Origin of the sequence: Endozoicomonas sp. YOMI1, from assembly GCF_024606345.1 — a bacterium.
In the GTDB taxonomy this organism is placed as follows: domain Bacteria; phylum Pseudomonadota; class Gammaproteobacteria; order Pseudomonadales; family Endozoicomonadaceae; genus Endozoicomonas.
Window position 1 is genome coordinate 1 of record NZ_JAHHPM010000385.1, and the last position, 18,673, is coordinate 18,673.

General features: G+C 48.7%; 14 protein-coding genes. 6 read left to right on the forward strand and 8 right to left on the reverse strand.

The features are described 5' to 3' along the window. The first annotated feature begins 300 nt into the window (after window positions 1-300). The gene (locus KDK15_RS13820) at window positions 301-2,820 is read left to right on the forward strand and encodes a WD40 repeat domain-containing protein (protein ID WP_257295972.1); all 2,520 of its coding nucleotides are present in this window, start codon (window positions 301-303) and stop codon (window positions 2,818-2,820) included. 61 nt (window positions 2,821-2,881) lie between these two features. Here the strand turns inward: KDK15_RS13820 and KDK15_RS13825 are convergent, their stop codons facing one another. From KDK15_RS13825 to KDK15_RS13835, 3 genes are all read right to left on the reverse strand, one after another. Continuing rightward, complete coding sequence (locus KDK15_RS13825) at window positions 2,882-3,865, reverse strand: ankyrin repeat domain-containing protein (protein WP_257295973.1); 984 nt, start codon at window positions 3,863-3,865, stop codon at window positions 2,882-2,884. 163 nt (window positions 3,866-4,028) lie between these two features. Next, on the reverse strand, window positions 4,029-4,919 hold the full coding sequence (gene murI, locus KDK15_RS13830; RefSeq protein WP_257295974.1) for a glutamate racemase: 891 nt from the start codon (window positions 4,917-4,919) through the stop codon (window positions 4,029-4,031). A 290-nt stretch (window positions 4,920-5,209) separates the two neighbouring features. Then, window positions 5,210-6,268 (reverse strand): ankyrin repeat domain-containing protein, encoded by a 1,059-nt coding sequence (locus KDK15_RS13835; RefSeq protein WP_257295975.1) that lies wholly within the window; start codon window positions 6,266-6,268, stop codon window positions 5,210-5,212. 201 nt (window positions 6,269-6,469) lie between these two features. On the opposite strand from KDK15_RS13835, the gene cdd reads away from it, so the two are divergent. The 3 genes from cdd to KDK15_RS13850 all read left to right on the forward strand — a co-directional run bounded on the left by cdd (window position 6,470) and on the right by KDK15_RS13850 (window position 9,178). After that, on the forward strand, window positions 6,470-7,378 hold the full coding sequence (gene cdd / locus KDK15_RS13840) for a cytidine deaminase (protein ID WP_257295976.1): 909 nt from the start codon (window positions 6,470-6,472) through the stop codon (window positions 7,376-7,378). Window positions 7,379-7,413: 35 nt separating this feature from the next. Continuing rightward, window positions 7,414-7,677 (forward strand): hypothetical protein, encoded by a 264-nt coding sequence (locus tag KDK15_RS13845; protein ID WP_257295977.1) that lies wholly within the window; start codon window positions 7,414-7,416, stop codon window positions 7,675-7,677. Window positions 7,678-7,885: 208 nt separating this feature from the next. Then, complete coding sequence (locus tag KDK15_RS13850) at window positions 7,886-9,178, forward strand: FAD-dependent monooxygenase (protein WP_257295978.1); 1,293 nt, start codon at window positions 7,886-7,888, stop codon at window positions 9,176-9,178. Between the two features lie 307 nt (window positions 9,179-9,485). On the opposite strand, the gene KDK15_RS13855 is transcribed toward KDK15_RS13850, so the two are convergent. Next, window positions 9,486-9,608 carry a hypothetical protein gene (locus KDK15_RS13855; RefSeq protein WP_257295979.1) on the reverse strand — a complete coding sequence of 41 codons (123 nt, stop codon included), beginning with the start codon at window positions 9,606-9,608 and terminating at the stop codon, window positions 9,486-9,488. A gap of 184 nt (window positions 9,609-9,792) precedes the next feature. Between KDK15_RS13855 and KDK15_RS13860 the strand changes: the two genes are divergently transcribed. Together KDK15_RS13860 and parC are read left to right on the forward strand one after the other, a co-directional pair. Continuing rightward, on the forward strand, window positions 9,793-11,253 hold the full coding sequence (locus KDK15_RS13860; RefSeq protein ID WP_257295980.1) for a di-heme oxidoredictase family protein: 1,461 nt from the start codon (window positions 9,793-9,795) through the stop codon (window positions 11,251-11,253). 114 nt (window positions 11,254-11,367) lie between these two features. Next, window positions 11,368-13,623 (forward strand): DNA topoisomerase IV subunit A, encoded by a 2,256-nt coding sequence (gene parC, locus KDK15_RS13865; protein WP_257295981.1) that lies wholly within the window; start codon window positions 11,368-11,370, stop codon window positions 13,621-13,623. Between the two features lie 19 nt (window positions 13,624-13,642). On the opposite strand, the gene KDK15_RS13870 is transcribed toward parC, so the two are convergent. The 4 genes from KDK15_RS13870 to rho all read right to left on the reverse strand — a co-directional run bounded on the left by KDK15_RS13870 (window position 13,643) and on the right by rho (window position 18,305). Beyond that, on the reverse strand, window positions 13,643-14,290 hold the full coding sequence (locus tag KDK15_RS13870) for a TetR/AcrR family transcriptional regulator (RefSeq protein WP_257295982.1): 648 nt from the start codon (window positions 14,288-14,290) through the stop codon (window positions 13,643-13,645). A gap of 158 nt (window positions 14,291-14,448) precedes the next feature. Next, window positions 14,449-15,177 carry a hypothetical protein gene (locus KDK15_RS21535; RefSeq protein ID WP_257295983.1) on the reverse strand — a complete coding sequence of 243 codons (729 nt, stop codon included), beginning with the start codon at window positions 15,175-15,177 and terminating at the stop codon, window positions 14,449-14,451. 71 nt (window positions 15,178-15,248) lie between these two features. Then, window positions 15,249-16,718 (reverse strand): 4-hydroxy-3-polyprenylbenzoate decarboxylase, encoded by a 1,470-nt coding sequence (gene ubiD / locus KDK15_RS13880; RefSeq protein ID WP_257295984.1) that lies wholly within the window; start codon window positions 16,716-16,718, stop codon window positions 15,249-15,251. 327 nt (window positions 16,719-17,045) lie between these two features. Next, a complete protein-coding gene (rho, locus tag KDK15_RS13885; protein WP_101745328.1) occupies window positions 17,046-18,305 on the reverse strand; it encodes a transcription termination factor Rho in 1,260 nt (419 codons plus the stop codon). Between the last annotated feature and the right edge of the window lie 368 nt (window positions 18,306-18,673).

The following is an 18,673-nucleotide window of genomic DNA, read 5'->3' on the forward strand; positions in this document are numbered from 1 at the left end:
GACTATTTGACGAAGAAGCAGGAATTTTTAGACCAATTTATCGCAACGCATGGGAACGAGGTTGTGCGTTGTATGGGTCTTAGCGCTTTTCTGCACCAGGTCATCATTTCTCCAGTGGCTTTGTGACCCTGAACTAATAAAACCTTGGAGCAGGAACTTTTGTCAAATTGCCAGCTCTTAATGCTCAGGAACAAAATAAATGATCAGACAGGTAATAGGTGATGGTTCCAACAACCTTGGGATACTACTGAACCATGCCCGTATAAATTCCGTCCCTGTGTCAATTTGACCGGAGTTATCATGCAACCAATTGCGCAAAGCAGTGCAGCCGCAAGCAGAATAGAAACCAATGAACGGCAGTTATTTAACGATCTGAAAGCGCTGAATATATCAGTGACTGCCTATAACAAACAGGTCTCAAAAATCTCTGGACCGGATCAGTTCAAATCGCTTGAACGGTTGAGACTGGATTCACCACCCGAATTGACGATCATCACCGCTATCGGTAAGCGTAAGCTGGAAATTACCGGACTGAACATTTCCATGATGCCGCAGTCGTCAGGCGCTGGTTTGTCCGATGCATCGCAACAGTATGAACAACGCAATATACCTTACGATAGTCACACCGAGCCTGAATCGGCAGGTAAGGCTTTGGTGCCAGCTGATGACGTTTCTGCAAATAGTGGCAATACACTGACATCACTGAAAAGGCCATCAACTGCCGACTCAGATACCGAATCATCGACTGACATCTCAGACACCGAATCATCGACAGACATCTCAGACACCGAATCATCAACATACGACTCAGACACCGAATCTATCTTCCAGAAAGCGTTAACAGCAGAAGCTTCCGGCACTGCTGCAAACGATGCCGTGTCAGTTAATGATCAACAGTTACAGAATATTGCCCCCAATAACAGGCAACCGGACATTATTGCCCCAATCAAGGCTGAAATTATCCAATGCCAGGCCAATTATCTGGAACTTAAACTGGCGACCAGCTTCGGTTGTTATATTCGCGATGTCAGCTTCAGCCCAACGAGTAAGAACCTGATTGTCAATGGTCGCGACGATGAGAACGATTATAGTCTGAGCATCTGGCGACAAGGTGCGGATGGCAACTGGTTGCCGAAAGGGAAGGTTAAGAGTTCTGATGTGATCTTTCGTTACCAGCTTAACCAGTCGGAAAATACGCTTCTGAGCATCAGCTACGATGGCAAGCTCACGATGAGTACGCTGAACAAGGATGGCCGTTGGCAGGAGGCGGTGGTGCTTGAGCACACCACCACTAATGAAAACGATCCGAGGGTGAAGGCAGACTTCAGCCCCTTGCAGGACAAAATGATGTCCTACGATCCACAGACCGGCGAAATCAACGTATTGCGCGAGGATAGCAACGGCTGTTGGACTCCGCTAACCCAGGCTAAAGAGATCAGTCACTGTCAGCAAACGGTGACACAGCAAGCGCCCTTCCAGGCCACGAACCATTATTTACTGACTTACCAGGGCACAACGGCGACCATCTGGAGTTGTAGTGATGAGAGTCACTGCCTGGAGGAGAAAAAGGTCATTGAGTGCAATGGGCAGATTGGAGGTGTTCAGCTGAGTCATGATGAGCAGCATGCCGTGATCTTCACCGAGGGTGGCCAGGCCATCTTTCTGGGTTGTGATGTCGATGGCAATTGGTCGCAGATCGGGGAGATCTCTCATCCTGAATGGAGCATGAATGAAGACAACCAGCCTTGCGCCAATCCTGTTTGCGAAGCCTCCTTCAATGCCTCTGGGCACCTTGCGCTGACCCGTGATATAGACAATACATTTATTATTTCAGGTTATGACGCCAACTGTGACGCTAACGACAATCCCTGGGTAGGAAAAACTAAAATTCACAGGTGTGCAGAGGCCAAATTCAGCGCCTCCGGGCGTAAATTATTGGCCAACTCCGGTATTGGCTCCTTTAAACTCTGGGACTACAACAGTAGTGATCATCGGCGGGTTAATGGTCAGACCATTAACCACAGTGGCAGTCACAAAGCCATCTTCAGCCCCTCAGAGAATCTTCTTCTGAGCTATGGCAATGAAACAAATTTCGCCTGCATTTGGGGGCATGACGAGGACGGTGATCTGGTTGAGAAAGCGAGGATATGTCATCAGGGGGGGATTGACTATGCTGCCTTCAACGCTCAGGAGGACTGTGTGCTGACCCGCAGTCGTGACCGGACGGTAAAAATTCAGGCTCTCGGCAGCCAGGGCAAATGGCAGGAACAATTGGTGGTTCAACATCGTAACAGTATTATGGATGCTCGGTTTTCCCCTTCAGGGCGTCTTGCCTATACCGTTAGCCTGGACGACACCGCCTGTATCCTGGGGCGCAACGATAATGGCCAGTGGATGAAACTGGCGGTGACGAACTCTGATGCCGACTTCATCAGGGACGCCAGTTTTAATGAATTGGAAAACCATTTTCTGACCTATGGCAACAAAATGAACAAGAAGGACAAACACCAGCCTGGCCTTGTGCAACTCTGGGATGATATTACTGGCCTTGTGCAACTCGATCGCAAATGTTGGACAGAAAAAGAGCAGATAAATGGCCTTGTGCAACTCTGGGGTATTGGTGATGATGGCAAATGGTCAAAAAAAGAGCAGATAAAACTGGATCATCCCGTTAAATCGGCCAAATTTAGCCCCGATGGTGATCATTTATTGATCTACTGTAACGATGGCATGTTTCCCATTGCTGGCTTTTTAAAAGGCGGTACTGCATTACTCTGGAAGATTCCTGCCAGCCCGAGGCAGGAAGCAGATCACACATGAGACTTTGCAAGGCAGGATAGCGTTATACATTTCTGGTTACTCCATGCCCGATTTTTCTTCCTCACAGAAGACGGCATTCCTGCGCCCTTCTTGCCTCTTCCTCCAGTGCTTTCAGCTCCAGCCCCGTTTTTGCCCCTTTGGCAATCAGGCGTTCTGCGCACGCAGGGTGCGTCCTGGCGAAGTCCAGCGGTGTGAGGCCATTAGTGTCGGTGGCATTGACATTCGCTCCCATAGAGAGCAGCTCTTCCACGCAACCGATCCTGTCTCGGTTGACTGAGTGATGCAAAGGAGTGAGGCCGAGGTTACAGGTAACGTTGATATCTATCCCCCGGGTGGTGAGCAGCAATTTCAGGCTATCGGTGTTACCCTTTGAGGCGGCCCAGTGTAAAGGGGTGCGACCATTGACATCTTTGGCATTGACATCCACCCCGGGGGTAACAATCAGCACTTTCAGGCAATCAGTGTGACCGGGGTTACCATTTGTGGCAGCCCAATGTAAAGGGGTGAAACCATCTTCTTCGAGGGCACTGACATTCGCTCCCATAGAGAGCAGCACCTCAAGGGACTCGGTGTCACCATAAAAGGCGGCCATGTGTAAAGGGGTGGATCCATTGTTTGTGATGGCGTTGACATTCGCGCCCTCCATGCACAAGAGTTCCAGGCATTTGCTATTCCCTTCCTTCACAGCGATAAACAACAGACTATCCAAGTGTATGTTGACACCACGGTCGATATTAATCTTAAGAATCTGTGCGAGTGCTCGCCAATTTCCAGAGCGACAGGCGTACTCTTGTACCGATTTGGATCCGCAGAACAATGGCAGCACGGGAAGCTTTTGACATTCGGAACAACGGCGTTGATCCAGTTTGAGCTGCTGCTGATCCGTCTGTTGGGGAACACAACCAAGGTGAAGCTGGCATCCGTACTGACAAGATGTTTTGACTTGCAACCTGGCAGCAAATTCGTTTGTGGTGCCGCCATCGTCTCCCTGACAGATACTGCATTTAAACGACTGATCGCTGACACTACCTCTGATGCCATCCATATTTGTACCTGTATGGGTGGTTGAGTAATTGCCAGATTGGACAACAAAAAGCAGAGGGAGTTCTTAACTGCCGTTCAATGTGAAACCTGTGGCTGGATTATCAATGATTCAGCGAATCCCCTGAGCAGTCCATGGCTTAGCTCAGTATTTCAGACGTCACTTTTTATGAAGCTCGCATTTTTGAGTAACTGTCAACGTTCTCGCCACAGTCAACCTGTGACGGTGGCGCCATCATCTTTGACCCAACCGGTAAATTTCTCACAGCAACAAATCCCATGTTCTCCAACGCTGGAACCAGAGCACTTACCTGATCATCCAACCCTGTGTGCATAAAGAGATTCTGTGATACTGACTCTGCATCAAACCCGGCCGGGTCCAACAGGCTGACAACCCTGCGGGCAATGGCAGAGCCTGAGTCGATCCAGTGAATGCCGGCAGATACCTGCTGCAACGCTGTTCTCAGCAAAGGGAAGTGGGTACAGCCAAGGACGACCACATCCGGAACCTGTTCTTCGGCAAAAAAAGGGCCAAGAATCCGGTGCAGATCGCGCTCTGAAACCGGCTCACCCCGAAGGTACTGTTCAGCCATCTGCACCAATTCGCTGGAACCCACTCGAATCACCTGACAGTCTCCGGCAAAATCATCAATCAGCTGATCGGTATAGCTGCGGGCAATCGTGCCAGGTGTCGCCAGAAGCCCGATGCATCGTTTTTTCGAGTACTCACTGGCTGTCTTGACGGCTGGCACCACGCCAACAACGGGGAAATCCAGCTCTTCGCGTACCCTGGGCAGTGAGATGGTACTGGCAGTATTACAGGCAATGACGGCAAGCGAGGGATCAAACTGTTCAGCTAATGCATTCAGGCAGAGGCTGGTACGCTCAATCACTTCCTGCTCGGGCTTTGGGCCATAGGGAAACCCCTGGATATCAGAACAGTAAACCACCGGAGCATAAGGTAAAGCCTGCTTTATTTCCTGATAGATACTGAGGCCGCCGACACCGGAATCGAAAATAACGATTGGCTTTCCCTTTTTATTCACGGCTGTTTTCACAAGATGTTTCCACAAAAATGGTTTACTCACTTTTTTGACAATCAACAGGGTGATTAAGTTTCTCCAACCGCCATTGAAGACGCAATAAGCGTTGTTCCCCATTAATACAGCAAGTCTGTGAGACGGCAACCTGAAGGAAATGCATTATCTTTGGTCACGTGCCGCCCTGCAAGTGAACCAACCTGCACCGGGAAAACTCTGCGGGTGTGGGGGGAGAAAAGCAAGAAGGTTGGGGAGGGGAAGACCTCCCTGGAAGGGGCTTAAGACACTAAACCTAAACCTAACGTCTGTCATTCAGCCAGAGACTTTAGCAGTTGAAGGTCCTCATCAATTTGTGCAGCCGATGCTCCGAGTTTGGTAAGGTCAAGTCTGTCTTGGCTGAAGACCGTTTCAGGATCCTGAATAATCACATCGTCCATTTCTGGCACTTTTTTCTCGAACCCCATACGTTTTAAATCCGCTTCCGTAGTATAAACAATAACATCGCCCGTTTTTGCCATTTCTTGCTCGATCTCCATACTGTTTATAACCTTTTCCATACCCTTAAATTGTTGCTTAAGCTCGCTCTGTTGATCCAAAAGAGCCTCCCCTAATTGATCCCTGACATCCCGGGGTATCTTGCTCAGGATATCTTCGCAACCAATGAGGCTGCCGCCGTGTTTCAAAAAGGCTTTTGCCGCCTCATAGTTGCCGGTGCTTAACGCATAATGAACGGGTGTACCTGAATGACACCACCAGCCTGCCTCATTTAACTCGCCCTTGTGGAGAGTGTCTTTGATATAGTTGCCCATGGCAGCATCCTGAAATACCGGGACCGCATAGAAACTTCTGGGAGCAACTTTATCGGCGGTACACAGCGCGGCAATCATCTCAGGACTGCCGGATTCTGCCAGGGCAAAAAGCAGGGGTTTATTGTTCACTGAAAGTTTCTGTACAGGTTCCTGAAACAATTTTAGTTCTGATTCCCGATTATTTTTCACACATCGTTTATTATGTGCTTTCACTTCATCCCTCATATCCTTAAGATGCCTGGTAAAATCCTGGACATTATTTTCCTTCAATGCCCTGGAGATGTCTGCCGCTCTGGCGGACTGACCGCACATCCTGTTATTGATGCTGCTGGCGATCCCTGAGATTGCTTTGGTAATTGTCCAGTCGCTTTTACTACTTTGAACCGCCCCACCAACTCTTGGAACATACTGTTGACTGGAGGTCTCATTTATTTTCGTCCCATTCCAACTGCCCTCTTTGCCGATTTTGCCGGATTTCCCCGGAAATTCACCTTCAACCTCAGGGGGGGTTGTCGGGGCATTTCCAGGAGTATTTAGTCTGTTGGTGCCGAAGGTCATAATCAAATCCTTTTTTAATCAATCCTCGATTAACTTTAGCTAAAGTGCGATAACGTTTTTGTGACTGGTGGGTGAACTGTCAAATCTATATCTCTTCGAGCCCTGTATGTACTGACTTTCAGCCATTGAAAAAGAGCAATGGAAATTACCTCTTTTCCGTAGTACATAAGCAGCCTTGAATCCTGTCACCGGAGTAACACTATGAATCACAGGGCTTTTCAGGATCAACTGGCTCAGTTCCCGGCTAATGCTGCGGATATCCTGCAACAGTTGATTCACCAGCAGGGCCGCCTTGAGCCAGAACAAGTGAATGAGCTTCAGGGCTTAATGGAGCTGCCATCGGAGCATCTTCTCAAAGCACTGCTTCCTCTCGCTGCCGCCATGAGCACCTGCCCGATCTCAAATTTTTCCGTAGGGGCGATTGTTGAAGGCTTTCGCCCGGAAGGACAAGGGCCTGTCTATCTGGGTGCAAACCTTGAAATAACCGGTCAGCCTCTGAAAATGACCATTCACGCCGAGCAGGCAGCTATCTGCAATGCATGGCACCAGGGAGAAACCCGACTGCGCCGTCTGATGGTCAATGAAGCCCCCTGCGGGCACTGCCGACAGTTCATGAACGAACTCAATGGGATCAACCAGGTGGATATTCTGGTCAGTCAGCTCGATAGTGATCAACAGCGGCACTATAGCATCTCAACCCTGCTGCCAGACGCCTTTGGCCCCGGAGACCTGAAACAAAGCACTCGGCTGATGAGCCCGTCGCTGCTCTCCTTCGAGAGCCCGGACCCTGCTGATAAGCTGGTCAATGCAGCAACAGAAGCGGCCCGCCGGAGTTATGCGCCTTATTCCGGCTGTCACTCAGGCGTCGCTCTTCTTATAGATAATGGAGATATAATTTCTGGTAGATATGCTGAAAACGTAGCCTTCAACCCGGGAATGACCGCCGTAGAGGCCGCCCTGATTAATCTCCGCCTATCCAGCCTGGCCAAGGCAACAGGTAAGATTATTGACGCTGTTATGGTTGAAAATCAGGCCTCTATCTCTCATAGGGCCGTAGCAGATTCAATCATTAGTCATACAGGAACAGAATTACGCTATTTCGTTGTATAAACTTAAAGGAACTCATTGAGCAAGGAGGCCAGATTGTGAGTTCCGGTTACAGAATTGATTCATCATCCTCTCCCCATCTTGACTACGGCCAGGGCAATGGTGACAGTCCGGGTAAAAATGATAGCAGCGCCGACGCTTCCTCTGCGGACCACAAGTCTTACATTGACCGCTCAGGTTCAAGAAAGGGGGAGGATAAATCTCTGGACATGCGTAAAGCCCGCAAAAAAGACCGGCGTAAAAAGAAAAAAATCTCTGAGAGAAATACCAAAGAGTTTAATGATGGCCAGACCGATGAGTGAAGGCCATCAACAGACTACCTAACGTCCTCTCGCAATAATCCCTTCTCAGCCAATAGCGTCTTCTCCCCGAAGGACGCCCCTGAGAGGCTGTCCGAGACACTTCATTTGACTAATTCCATTCCCGGTGAAAAGCTCCTGATCGGGAATAACCGGATAGATGGTGTGCGCTGCTGCACGGGTTTATGACGCTTACTTAAAATGCTTGCTTATGAAAAGAACAGACGCTTCCGGACAAAGTGATGACCAGCAACACTACGATGTACTTATTGTCGGTGGAGGTATGGTGGGTGCCACGATTGCCTGTGGCCTCGGCCAACAGGGAATAAAGGTTGCCGTATTCGACCACGCTGAGCCATCGCCATTATCAGCCGATGCTCTGCCCGAACTGCGAGTATCTGCTCTGAGCACTGCATCGGAGGCGATTCTTCGCCAACTGGGTGCATGGCCACATATGCAGTCCATGCGTATGACGCCGTACCGTCGTATGGCGGTCTGGGAAAAACTGCATTCCCCTTTTGGCAAAGAGATAGATTCAAGAGCAAACCGGGTTTTGTTTGACGCCAAACAGATTAACCATTCACAGCTGGGTTTTATCGTTGAAAACCGGGTGACTCAGTCAGGTCTGCTAGAAGCCATCAAATCCTACCCATCTGTCTCTTTTTTCTGTCCGGTCAACATCCAAAAAATTCATACTGCTTCGACTTCTCCTGTGATTGAGTTGTCCGATGGTCGTCGCTTTTCCGGTGATCTTTTAGTGGGAGCAGACGGTGCTAACTCACGGGTTCGCCAGGCTGCCGGGCTGGCCATGGAACAACGGGACTATGAGCAGCAATGCCTGGTGGCAACGGTTGAAATTGCCGGCGGTTGTCAGGACGTTACCTGGCAGGCCTTTACCCCGACAGGCCCTGAGGCCTTTTTGCCACTGCCGGATATTAACGGCAGAAGTTACGGATCTATTGTCTGGTATAACCATCCGGAGAAAGTTCGGGAACTGCTGGCACTCTCCAAAGAGGCCTTCATTGAAGCGCTGGAATCCACATTCCCTGCTGAGCTACCTGGCGTTATTCAGCTCCACGAGCGTGGTGCATTCCCCATTGCCCGGCGCCATGTTACTGAGTATTTCCGCCAGGGTGTCGTTCTTGCCGGCGATGCAGCCCACACAATAAACCCTCTGGCAGGACAGGGTGTAAACCTGGGCTTGCAGGATGCCGCCTGGCTGATTGAAATTCTGGTTGATGCCTTAAGGGCCGGAGAAAACCCCGGCAGCCCGGAGGTTCTTGCCCGGTATGAACAGGCAAGACGAAGCGATAATGCCTTGATGATGAACACCATGGATGCTTTTTACCATACCTTCAGTAATCAGAGTAAACCGCTACAGCTTCTGCGAAATCTCGGCCTGACTCTGGCTGGCAAGCTGTCACCCGCGATCAATCAGGTTATGAAGTACGCCATGGGGCTATCTGGCAAACAGCCCAAGTTAGCCTCAGGTGAAAAACTATAAATCCAACATGGCTTCAGGCTCTGTTGGCCCGGGGTTACTGGCTCACAACGAAACGTCGCCAAGCCACTGGGAAGCTGAAAAATATCTGAAAAGAGAGATGCACGGATTGCACTTCGTAAAACCCTGATGCCCCTTTGTGTATTGGCGGCATAAGATGGTTTCTGCACTATCTATGACAAACGCACTATGACAAACGCAGCCAGGGGAAACAGACGATGAGAACGATGATTTCAACCGGTTTCAGGCTCACGGCCATGGCCTCTCTGGGATTCTGGCGGGCTTGGCTGATGGCTGGGGCGACTTATTATTATACGGTTGAACAGGCTTCCTTATGGTCCTCATTCACCTCAGGTGTGGGCATTGGTCTTGTTGTCATGGTTTGCGGTGTCTTCAGTGCCATAATCTCTGACTCTCTGCACTGACGACTCATTTACATATCCCAATCAGTAAATTGCCCTGCCCGGGCAATTGATTATTGTCGGACTTTTGCCGATTACCAGCATTACTAATAAACAAAAATAACACATGAAGAAAGTCTCTATTTAAAGCACGCTCATCGTGCTACTGCCTTCCTTGGCAGAAACTGTTATGAAGGATTGATTTCAAGGATGATCATGACTAATAACCTCTTTTTCATCGCCTTAAGTCTGCTGTTTTTGCTGGTTGGCTGTGATTTTTCCGAAGAATATAAGAAGCGGCCTGCTTATGAAAATTTCCAGCCGGGGGAAGATATGCCCGGTGGTACGGCTTCTGTTTGGGTTACAGGGTTTAATACCATTGCCAAGCCTTCAGCCAATATGCCGGTATTTAATCGTTTAAACTTTCATAAAGGCAATGCGCTGTTCCGCCAGGCCTGGCAACCGGAGTCTGGGGATGATCTGGCTTCGGATGGGTTAGGGCCTCTGTTTCATACCGCTAGCTGCAGCGGTTGCCATATTCATGATCGAAGAGGGCATGCACCAGAAGATGGTGAGGTTACCGATGCATCGGTTCTGGTTCGGCTCAGTATCCCCGCAATTACCGATGAGCAGAAGAAACGCTTGAAAAAATCAGGGGTGATTCCTGAGCCTACCTATGGTGGACAGCTTCAGGTTAATGCCCTTGAAGGTGTGAAGCCTGAAGGGAGGGTCAGGGTTACCTTTGAGTATTTCAAGGTAGCCTTTGCGGATGGTCATCAGATTGAGCTTCGAAAACCCACATTCACCATGGAAAACCTTGGCTATGGTCCTATGGCAGAAAACACCATGATATCCATGCGGATTACGCCATCAATGATTGGCATCGGCCTGCTGGAAGCCATTTCCGAGAAAAGTCTGCTGGCTAATGAAGATCCTGAAGATCAAGATGGTGATGGTATTTCAGGCAGAGCCAACCGGGTCTGGGATATCCAGAAGCAAAGAACATCCATTGGCCGATTCGGTTGGAAAGCAGGGGTTCCAACCCTGCGACAGCAGTCAGCTGCGGCATTTAATGGGGATATGGGGCTTACCACCAGCCTGTTGCCGGATGAATCCTGCACTGAATGGCAAAAGGATTGTCTGGCGGCCTCCAGCGGTGTGGCGCCGGATGTGTCTGACTTTGTTCTGGATAAAGTGGTATTTTACAGCCGTAATGTCGGTGTTCCTGTTCGAACCAATGCCAAAAAGCCAGAGGTGTTGAAGGGCAAGAAATTATTTAATGAAGCGGGTTGTGCGGGCTGTCATCAACCCAGCTTCCGAACGGCGTCCATGGATGTTCAATCGGAAACCGCCATGACGGTTATTGAGCAGGAGCAGGCTAATCAACTGATCTGGCCTTACAGTGATTTTCTTCTTCATGATATGGGGGAGGGGCTTGCTGATGGACGTCCGGAGTTTCTGGCCACAGGGACAGAATGGCGAACACCAGCGCTCTGGGGTATTGGCCATACCCAGCTTTTGGATCGAAGAACGGGCTTCCTGCATGATGGTCGTGCCAGAAGCTTAATGGAAGCTATCCTCTGGCATGGCGGAGAAGCAAAACAATCCCGGGGCAATGTGTTAAAGATGAATATCGGCGAGCGTAACGCCCTCATAGCTTTTATCGAGTCGCTTTGATTTCTGCAAATGTGGTTAAAAAATCTTATTGTGATAACACCATAACTTTTAGAACAAGAAAGATACTTGCTATCATGACGGATTTATTATCAGAGTCCTGAAACAGGTTTAAGCATGGCGGAGCAGATCATTATTGGCGACGATGGAGTTGAGCGTCAGTCCCTGAGAGCGTATACCGAGAACGCGTACCTTAATTACTCCATGTACGTCATCCTGGATCGTGCACTGCCTCATATAGGGGATGGCCTCAAACCTGTCCAAAGACGCATTATCTATGCAATGAGTGAGCTTGGCTTGAAAAATACCGCCAAGTTCAAGAAGTCTGCCCGTACCGTGGGTGATGTACTCGGTAAGTTTCATCCCCATGGTGACAGCGCCTGTTACGAAGCCATGGTATTGATGGCACAACCTTTTTCCTATCGCTACCCACTGGTCGATGGTCAGGGAAACTGGGGCTCGCCCGATGACCCCAAATCCTTTGCCGCCATGCGTTATACCGAGTCCCGTCTGGCTAAATATGCTGACTCATTACTGGGAGAGCTCGGCCAGGGAACGGTGGACTGGGTGCCAAACTTTGACGGAACACTGGAGGAGCCATCCATACTGCCAGCCCGTTTACCAAACCTCCTTCTGAATGGGACCACCGGTATTGCTGTTGGTATGGCAACCGACATTCCACCGCACAACCTTCGTGAAGTAGCCAACGCCTGTATTCACCTGCTGGAGAACCCCAAGGCAGACGTTGTCGAACTTTGTGAGCATATTCAGGGGCCTGATTTTCCAACGGAAGCTGAGCTGATTACCCCTCGATCAGACCTGATAAAAATGTATGAGTCAGGCAGGGGCTCTTTAAGAATGCGCGCTGTTTACCAACAGGAAAGTGGTGATATTGTGGTGACGGCACTGCCACACCAGGCATCCGGAGCGAAAGTTCTGGAGCAAATCGCAGCGCAAATGCAGGCCAAAAAGCTGCCAATGGTCGCTGACCTGCGGGATGAATCCGACCATGAGAATCCGACTCGTCTGGTTATCGTTCCCAAGTCCAACCGGGTAGATATCAACAGTCTGATGAACCACCTGTTTGCCACCACTGACCTGGAAAAAACCTACCGGGTTAATATGAACATGATCGGTGTTGATGGACGCCCTCAGGTTAAGGCCCTCGACAAAATGCTGGGCGAGTGGCTTACCTGGCGAAGTGAAACGGTACGTCGTCGTTTACAACACCGGCTGGATAAAGTGCTCAGCAGACTTCATATTCTTGAAGGTTTGATGATCGCCTTTTTGAATATTGATGAAATTATAGAAATTATCCGTACAGAAGATAAACCCAAAGCTATTCTTATGGAGCGCTTTGAGCTTTCTGACATTCAGGCCGAAGCCATCCTTGACCTCAAATTGCGACATCTGGCCAAACTCGAAGAACTAAAGATTCGTGCAGAGCAGGACGACCTGGAGCATGAACGCAATTCACTTGAGCTGACCCTGGGATCAGAAAGGCGTCTTAAGACGCTTATAAAAAAAGAGCTCAAAGCGGGTGCTAAAAGTTTTGGCGACGATCGTCGTTCTCCCATTGTCGTAAGATCTGAAGCCCAGGCATTATCACAATCAGATCTGATGATCTCTGAGTCTGTTACCGTGGTATTGTCAAATAAAGGCTGGGTACGCTGCGCCAAAGGCCATGATGTTGATCCATTGACGCTTAATTATAAATCTGGCGACGGTTATCGTTTATCTGCAAAAGGACGAAGCAATCAGACTTCAGTTTTTATCGATTCTACTGGGCGAGCCTACTCCGTTCTGACCCATACGCTTCCTTCGGCAAGAGGCCAGGGTGAGCCATTAACCGGACGAGTCAACCCTCCCTCCGGCGCAACCTTTGAAGGTTTGTGTGTTGGTGACGCCAGTGATTGTTATCTGCTGGCCAGTGATGCGGGTTATGGCTTTATTACTCAATTTTCCGATATGGTCAGTAAAAATAAGGCTGGAAAAACCCTGCTGACGCTACCCAAAAATGCCCATGTACTGACACCAATACCCGTAAGTGGCAACAACCCAATGCTGGCCGCCATCACCAATGAAGGGCGAATGTTAGTATTCCCATTACAGGACCTTCCCAAGCTTGGCAGGGGGAAAGGCAATAAAATTATTAATATTGCGTCTGCCCGTGCAACCGAGAGAAGTGAGCTCATGACTCAGCTTGCCATCATCAATGACGGTGATGCTCTGACACTCTTTGCTGGCAAACGCCATGTTACTTTAAAAGCCACCGACCTTGAGCATTACCGTGGCGAGCGGGGAAGACGTGGCAACAAGCTTCCCAGGGGCTTCCAGAAAGTGGATAAGGTTGAAGTGGTTTCTGCAGGGTAACCTGCAGAATTTGTTCGTTTTAGTTATTGATTCCACAGCCACCCAGTATCATCTGGCAGACACTTTCTGTATAAGCTTCCACATCCTCGGCATCAAGGTCCTCTTTACCCAGAACAGAAGCAACCTGTGGACCATAGTCTACGTAGTATTGAGTCGTTGCCCAGATGGTAAATAACAGATGAACAGGATCAACCGGCCTCATCTTACCCTGAGCAATCCAACCGATAATAACCTCGGATTTTTCCTGAATCCAATCATTAAAAGGCTGCAAATGCTCTTTAATATGCTGCCCCCCATGCAGTATTTCACTACTGAATATACGGGATGCATTTGAGTGAGCCAGCACATATTTCATTTTGGCCCTGATAAATTGCCTTAGTGCCGTTTCAGGATCATCATCTGAATTAAGGCCACTGAAAACAGCCTGCCATAGCTCCATAATGTGATTGAGCACAGCACCGTATAGCTCAACCTTACTATTGAAATAGTAGTGCACATTAGCTTTTGGCAAGCCAGCTCGATGGGCAATATCACGAATGGATGCTCCCTTAAATCCGCTGGCGACAAACTCATCTTCTGCGGCCTGAAGAATAATTTGAATGTTTTTCTGCCGGACCCGACTATTTTTTAATCCTGCCTGATCTGTTTTTGAGGGTGATGGTTGCATGCTGAATACCGTACCTTGCATTGATTATACTCGATTTGAATATAGACAAGGGACGGGCTTTTTCCACGGCTTAATAAAAACGACAGTAATCAAATAAAAAATACTGTCGTTTTTATTAAGCCATGTGAATTATCCACTATCGATGTTATTAAGCCTTATCAAGATCTCGGCGCATATGCAAAGACATCAGAATGAATATTCTCAGCCTGGAAATTTTCCGCTACCAGCGCATCAAAAGTTGCATAAACCATCTGCGGAGATCCACTGATAAAGATTTCACTGCCAGTTATAAATTTTTTGTCGTCTATAACCGCCTCAAACAAAAGCCCCTGGCGCCCCTTCCAGCCATCTTCCTCAAGAACATCACTTACCACAGGATGGTAGTGAAACCGAGATGAAGCCCAGTGAATGGGAAGATTAGGCATATAGAACCCTTCTGGCGAACGAGCCCCCCAGTATAGGTAGATATCTTTATGCCCGGGCTTGTTCAGTGAGAACTCAATCATGCTTTTCATCTGGGCAAATCCAGTACCTGCAGCGATAAACACCAGCGGTTTATCCGGAACGCTTGCAAGAAAACACTGACCTTTTGGCATTCGGATTGAAATGCTCCCCTGCTCAAGCTCATTGAATAGCTCAATGGAATTAGCGCTGGAAGGTAACTTTTGAATATGTAATTCCAGCTCCTTTTGCCCGGGAACCGGGGGACTGGCTATTGAGAACGCGCAGGCTTCGCCACCTGCCAGGAGAATCTCAAGGTACTGCCCAGCTCGATAGTCCGGGAAATAGCCCTGATGAGGCTTGAGGATGACGCGGTAAATACCTTCCGATAGCAACTGAAGATTTATAACCTGGCAAGACTGAGTGGAAACTGGGTTGATCTGCACGAATACCGCGACCTCTAAAGCTCAAAACTTCAGGAACCCCGGACTTCCTGAAGCTACATGATACATAAGTGTTACTTATCAATGCCAAGTTGATCCCAAATATCATCAACCCGGTGCTTAATGGCATCTGTCATCGAAATGGCTGTTCCCCACTCCCGACGGGTTTCGCCGTCCCACTTGTTGGTGGCATCAAAGCCAACCTTTGATCCCAGCCCGGCAACGGGAGAAGCAAAATCCAGGTAATCAATGGGTGTGTTGTCAATGAAGACTGAGTCTCTTTTCGGATCCATACGGGTAGTCATCGCCCATATCACATCATTCCAGTCCCTGGCATTGATATCATCATCCGTCACGATCACAAACTTGGTGTACATAAACTGTCGCAGGAATGACCAGACACCCAGCATAACCCGCTTGGCATGCCCCGGATACTCTTTGCGCATGGTAACGACTGCCAGTCGATAAGAGCAACCCTCTGGCGGTAAATAAAAATCAACAATTTCAGGAAATTGCTTCTTGAGAATGGGGACAAATATTTCGTTAAAAGCCAATCCCAGTATTGCCGGTTCATCCGGTGGACGCCCTGTATAGGTGCTGTGATAAATGGGGTTACGTCGGTGTGTCACACATTCAACGGTAAATACCGGGAATGACTCAACCTCGTTGTAATAGCCGGTATGATCGCCGTATGGGCCCTCATCCGCCATCTCTCCGGGATAGATAAAACCTTCAAGGACAATCTCGGCACTGGCAGGAACCTGCAGATCATTCGAGCGACTGTTGGTTAACTCGGTTTTTCTGCCCCTTAACAAACCGGCAAAAGCATATTCTGATAATGAGTCAGGGACCGGTGTAACAGCACCAAGAATGGTCGCGGGATCAGCGCCTAAAGCCACCGATACCGGAAAAGGGGTGTCCGGATATTTTTTCTGCCAGTCTCTGAAATCAAGTGCCCCCCCTCGATGGGACAGCCAGCGCATGATTACTTTATTCCTGCCAAGCAGCTGCTGACGATATATGCCCAGGTTATGGCGCTCTTTTTCCGGACCACGGGTAATCACCAGGGGCCAGGTAATCAATGGTGCAGCATCCCCTGGCCAGCAGGTCTGAATTGGCAGCCGGGTTAAATCAATATCATCACCTTGCAGTACTACTTCCTGACAAGGTGCCGATTTAACCACCTTTGGCCCCATGTTCAGCACCTGCCTGAACAGAGGAAGCTTTTCAATGGCATCTCTCAAGCCTTTTGGGGGATCCGGCTCTTTCAGGTATGCCAACAGCTCACCCAGATCTCTCAGTGCACCGATATCCTTCTGCCCCATACCCAGGGCAACCCGCTTCTGCGTGCCAAACAGGTTCCCCAACACTGGCATATCGAAGCCTTTGGGATTTTCAAACAATAGGGCGGGACCACCTTTTTTCAAGGTTCGATCACAGATTTCAGTCATTTCCAGAACCGGGTCAACTTCAAACGTGATTCGCTTGAGTTCCCCCTGTTTTTCCAGCTGATCAATGAAATCCCGGAGATCCTTGTATTTCATGAATATTTCTTCTTTGGCTCTGACTTTTTCAGGCTCTGGCAGTTTTCTCCTGAATAGCGAAAACTAATTCAGTTGAAACAGATGATAAAGAGGTTATTGCTGTCTGATGATGAGGATCGAATTACAGAAGCTTTCCATTTACGCTATTCCCGCCCCGAAAAATGAGCGTGCCGAAATAGGATGATCAAAGCCTGATATATTGTTGCGAGGTGGTTCATTGGTAGAAACAGGCTTGCAGGCGCTTTTGTCCTTATCTTATCCCCCGGCAGAGACTGTGATAGTGATCAAACGACATCCTTCTCACAGCCCTTCCTATGGGAATAAAAATTACTTCCGTTTCATGGACTGGAAGAACTCTTCATTCGTCTTGGTGTGCTTCATCCGATCCAGCAGGAATTCAATGGCCTGAATTTCATCCATTGGGTGCAGGATTTTACGAAGAATCCACATACGCTGAAGCTCTTCTTCTGTGGTCAGCAGATCTTCACGGCGAGTGCCTGATTTGTTGATACCAATGGCAGGGAAGACCCGCTTTTCGGCCGCCCGACGGTCAAGGTGGAGTTCCATATTACCGGTACCCTTGAATTCCTCAAAGATAACCTCATCCATTTTGGAGCCCGTATCAACCAGTGCGGTTGCCAGAATGGTCAGGCTGCCACCCTCTTCAATGTTGCGGGCAGCACCAAAGAAACGCTTCGGACGCTCAAGGGCATGAGCATCAACACCACCAGTAAGAACCTTGCCGGAGGAGGGAATTACGGTGTTGTAAGCACGGGCCAAACGGGTAATGGAATCCAGCAGAATAACAACATCTTTCTTGTGCTCTACCAGACGCTTGGCTTTTTCCAGCACCATCTCGGCAACCTGTACATGACGTGAAGGAGGCTCATCAAAGGTAGAGGCGACAACTTCGCCACGCACAGACCGGGACATTTCTGTTACTTCTTCCGGACGCTCATCAATCAGCAGAACAATCAGGTAGCACTCCGGATTATTACGGGTGATGTTTGCCGCAATATTCTGCAGCATCAGTGTTTTACCCGCTTTAGGAGGAGATACAATCAGGCCACGCTGACCTTTGCCAATAGGGGCTACCAGGTCGATAATTCGAGCAGTTAAATCCTCTGTTGCACCATTTCCCATCTCCATAGTGAGACGGTCCTGAGGAAACAATGGCGTAAGGTTTTCAAACAGGATTTTATTGCGGGCATTTTCTGGTTGGTCAAAATTGATTTCATTCACCTTAAGGAGGGCAAAATATCTTTCTCCCTCCTTGGGTGGACGAATTTTTCCGGAAATCGTATCGCCCGTTCTCAGATTAAATCGGCGAATCTGACTTGGGGAAACATAAATATCGTCGGGTCCCGCCAGATAAGAACTATCAGCGGAACGGAGAAAACCAAAACCATCCTGGAGAATTTCCAGAACACCATCACCATAGATATCTTCACCACTGCGTGCATGGCGTTTGAGTATGGTGAAAATTACATCCTGCTTCCTGGAACGGGCAAGGTTTTCGAGACCCATTTCATTCGCTATCGCCAGAAGTTCAGGAACAGACTTTTTCTTCAGTTCGGTAAGATGCATAACCAGTAGTGTGCGAATGTTAAATTGAAAGGTAAGTGGCCGTTGTCTTTGCAGGAAGATCAGAAAGTGTTTGACTTATTATGATAAAGGACAGCTAAGTGTTGATTGATGCCTGCGAGTGTTTATAACGGCTGCCCTGTCTGGGCCATATCCCTGAAGTCAGAAGATTCCTGACAGCCCTGTGTAATTACAGTCTATATCCTTTTCTGGAAAATAATCAAGAATTAAGGCTCCGTCAACTGAATTGATTTAAAAATTTAATCAATGGCTATGAAAATAGAGGCCAGCCTGGGAGGCTGTCCGAGAATAGCGTCCGTAGCGAGGATTGCGAGAAATTGAGGATAAAAATTTCTGATTCTGAGGAGAAT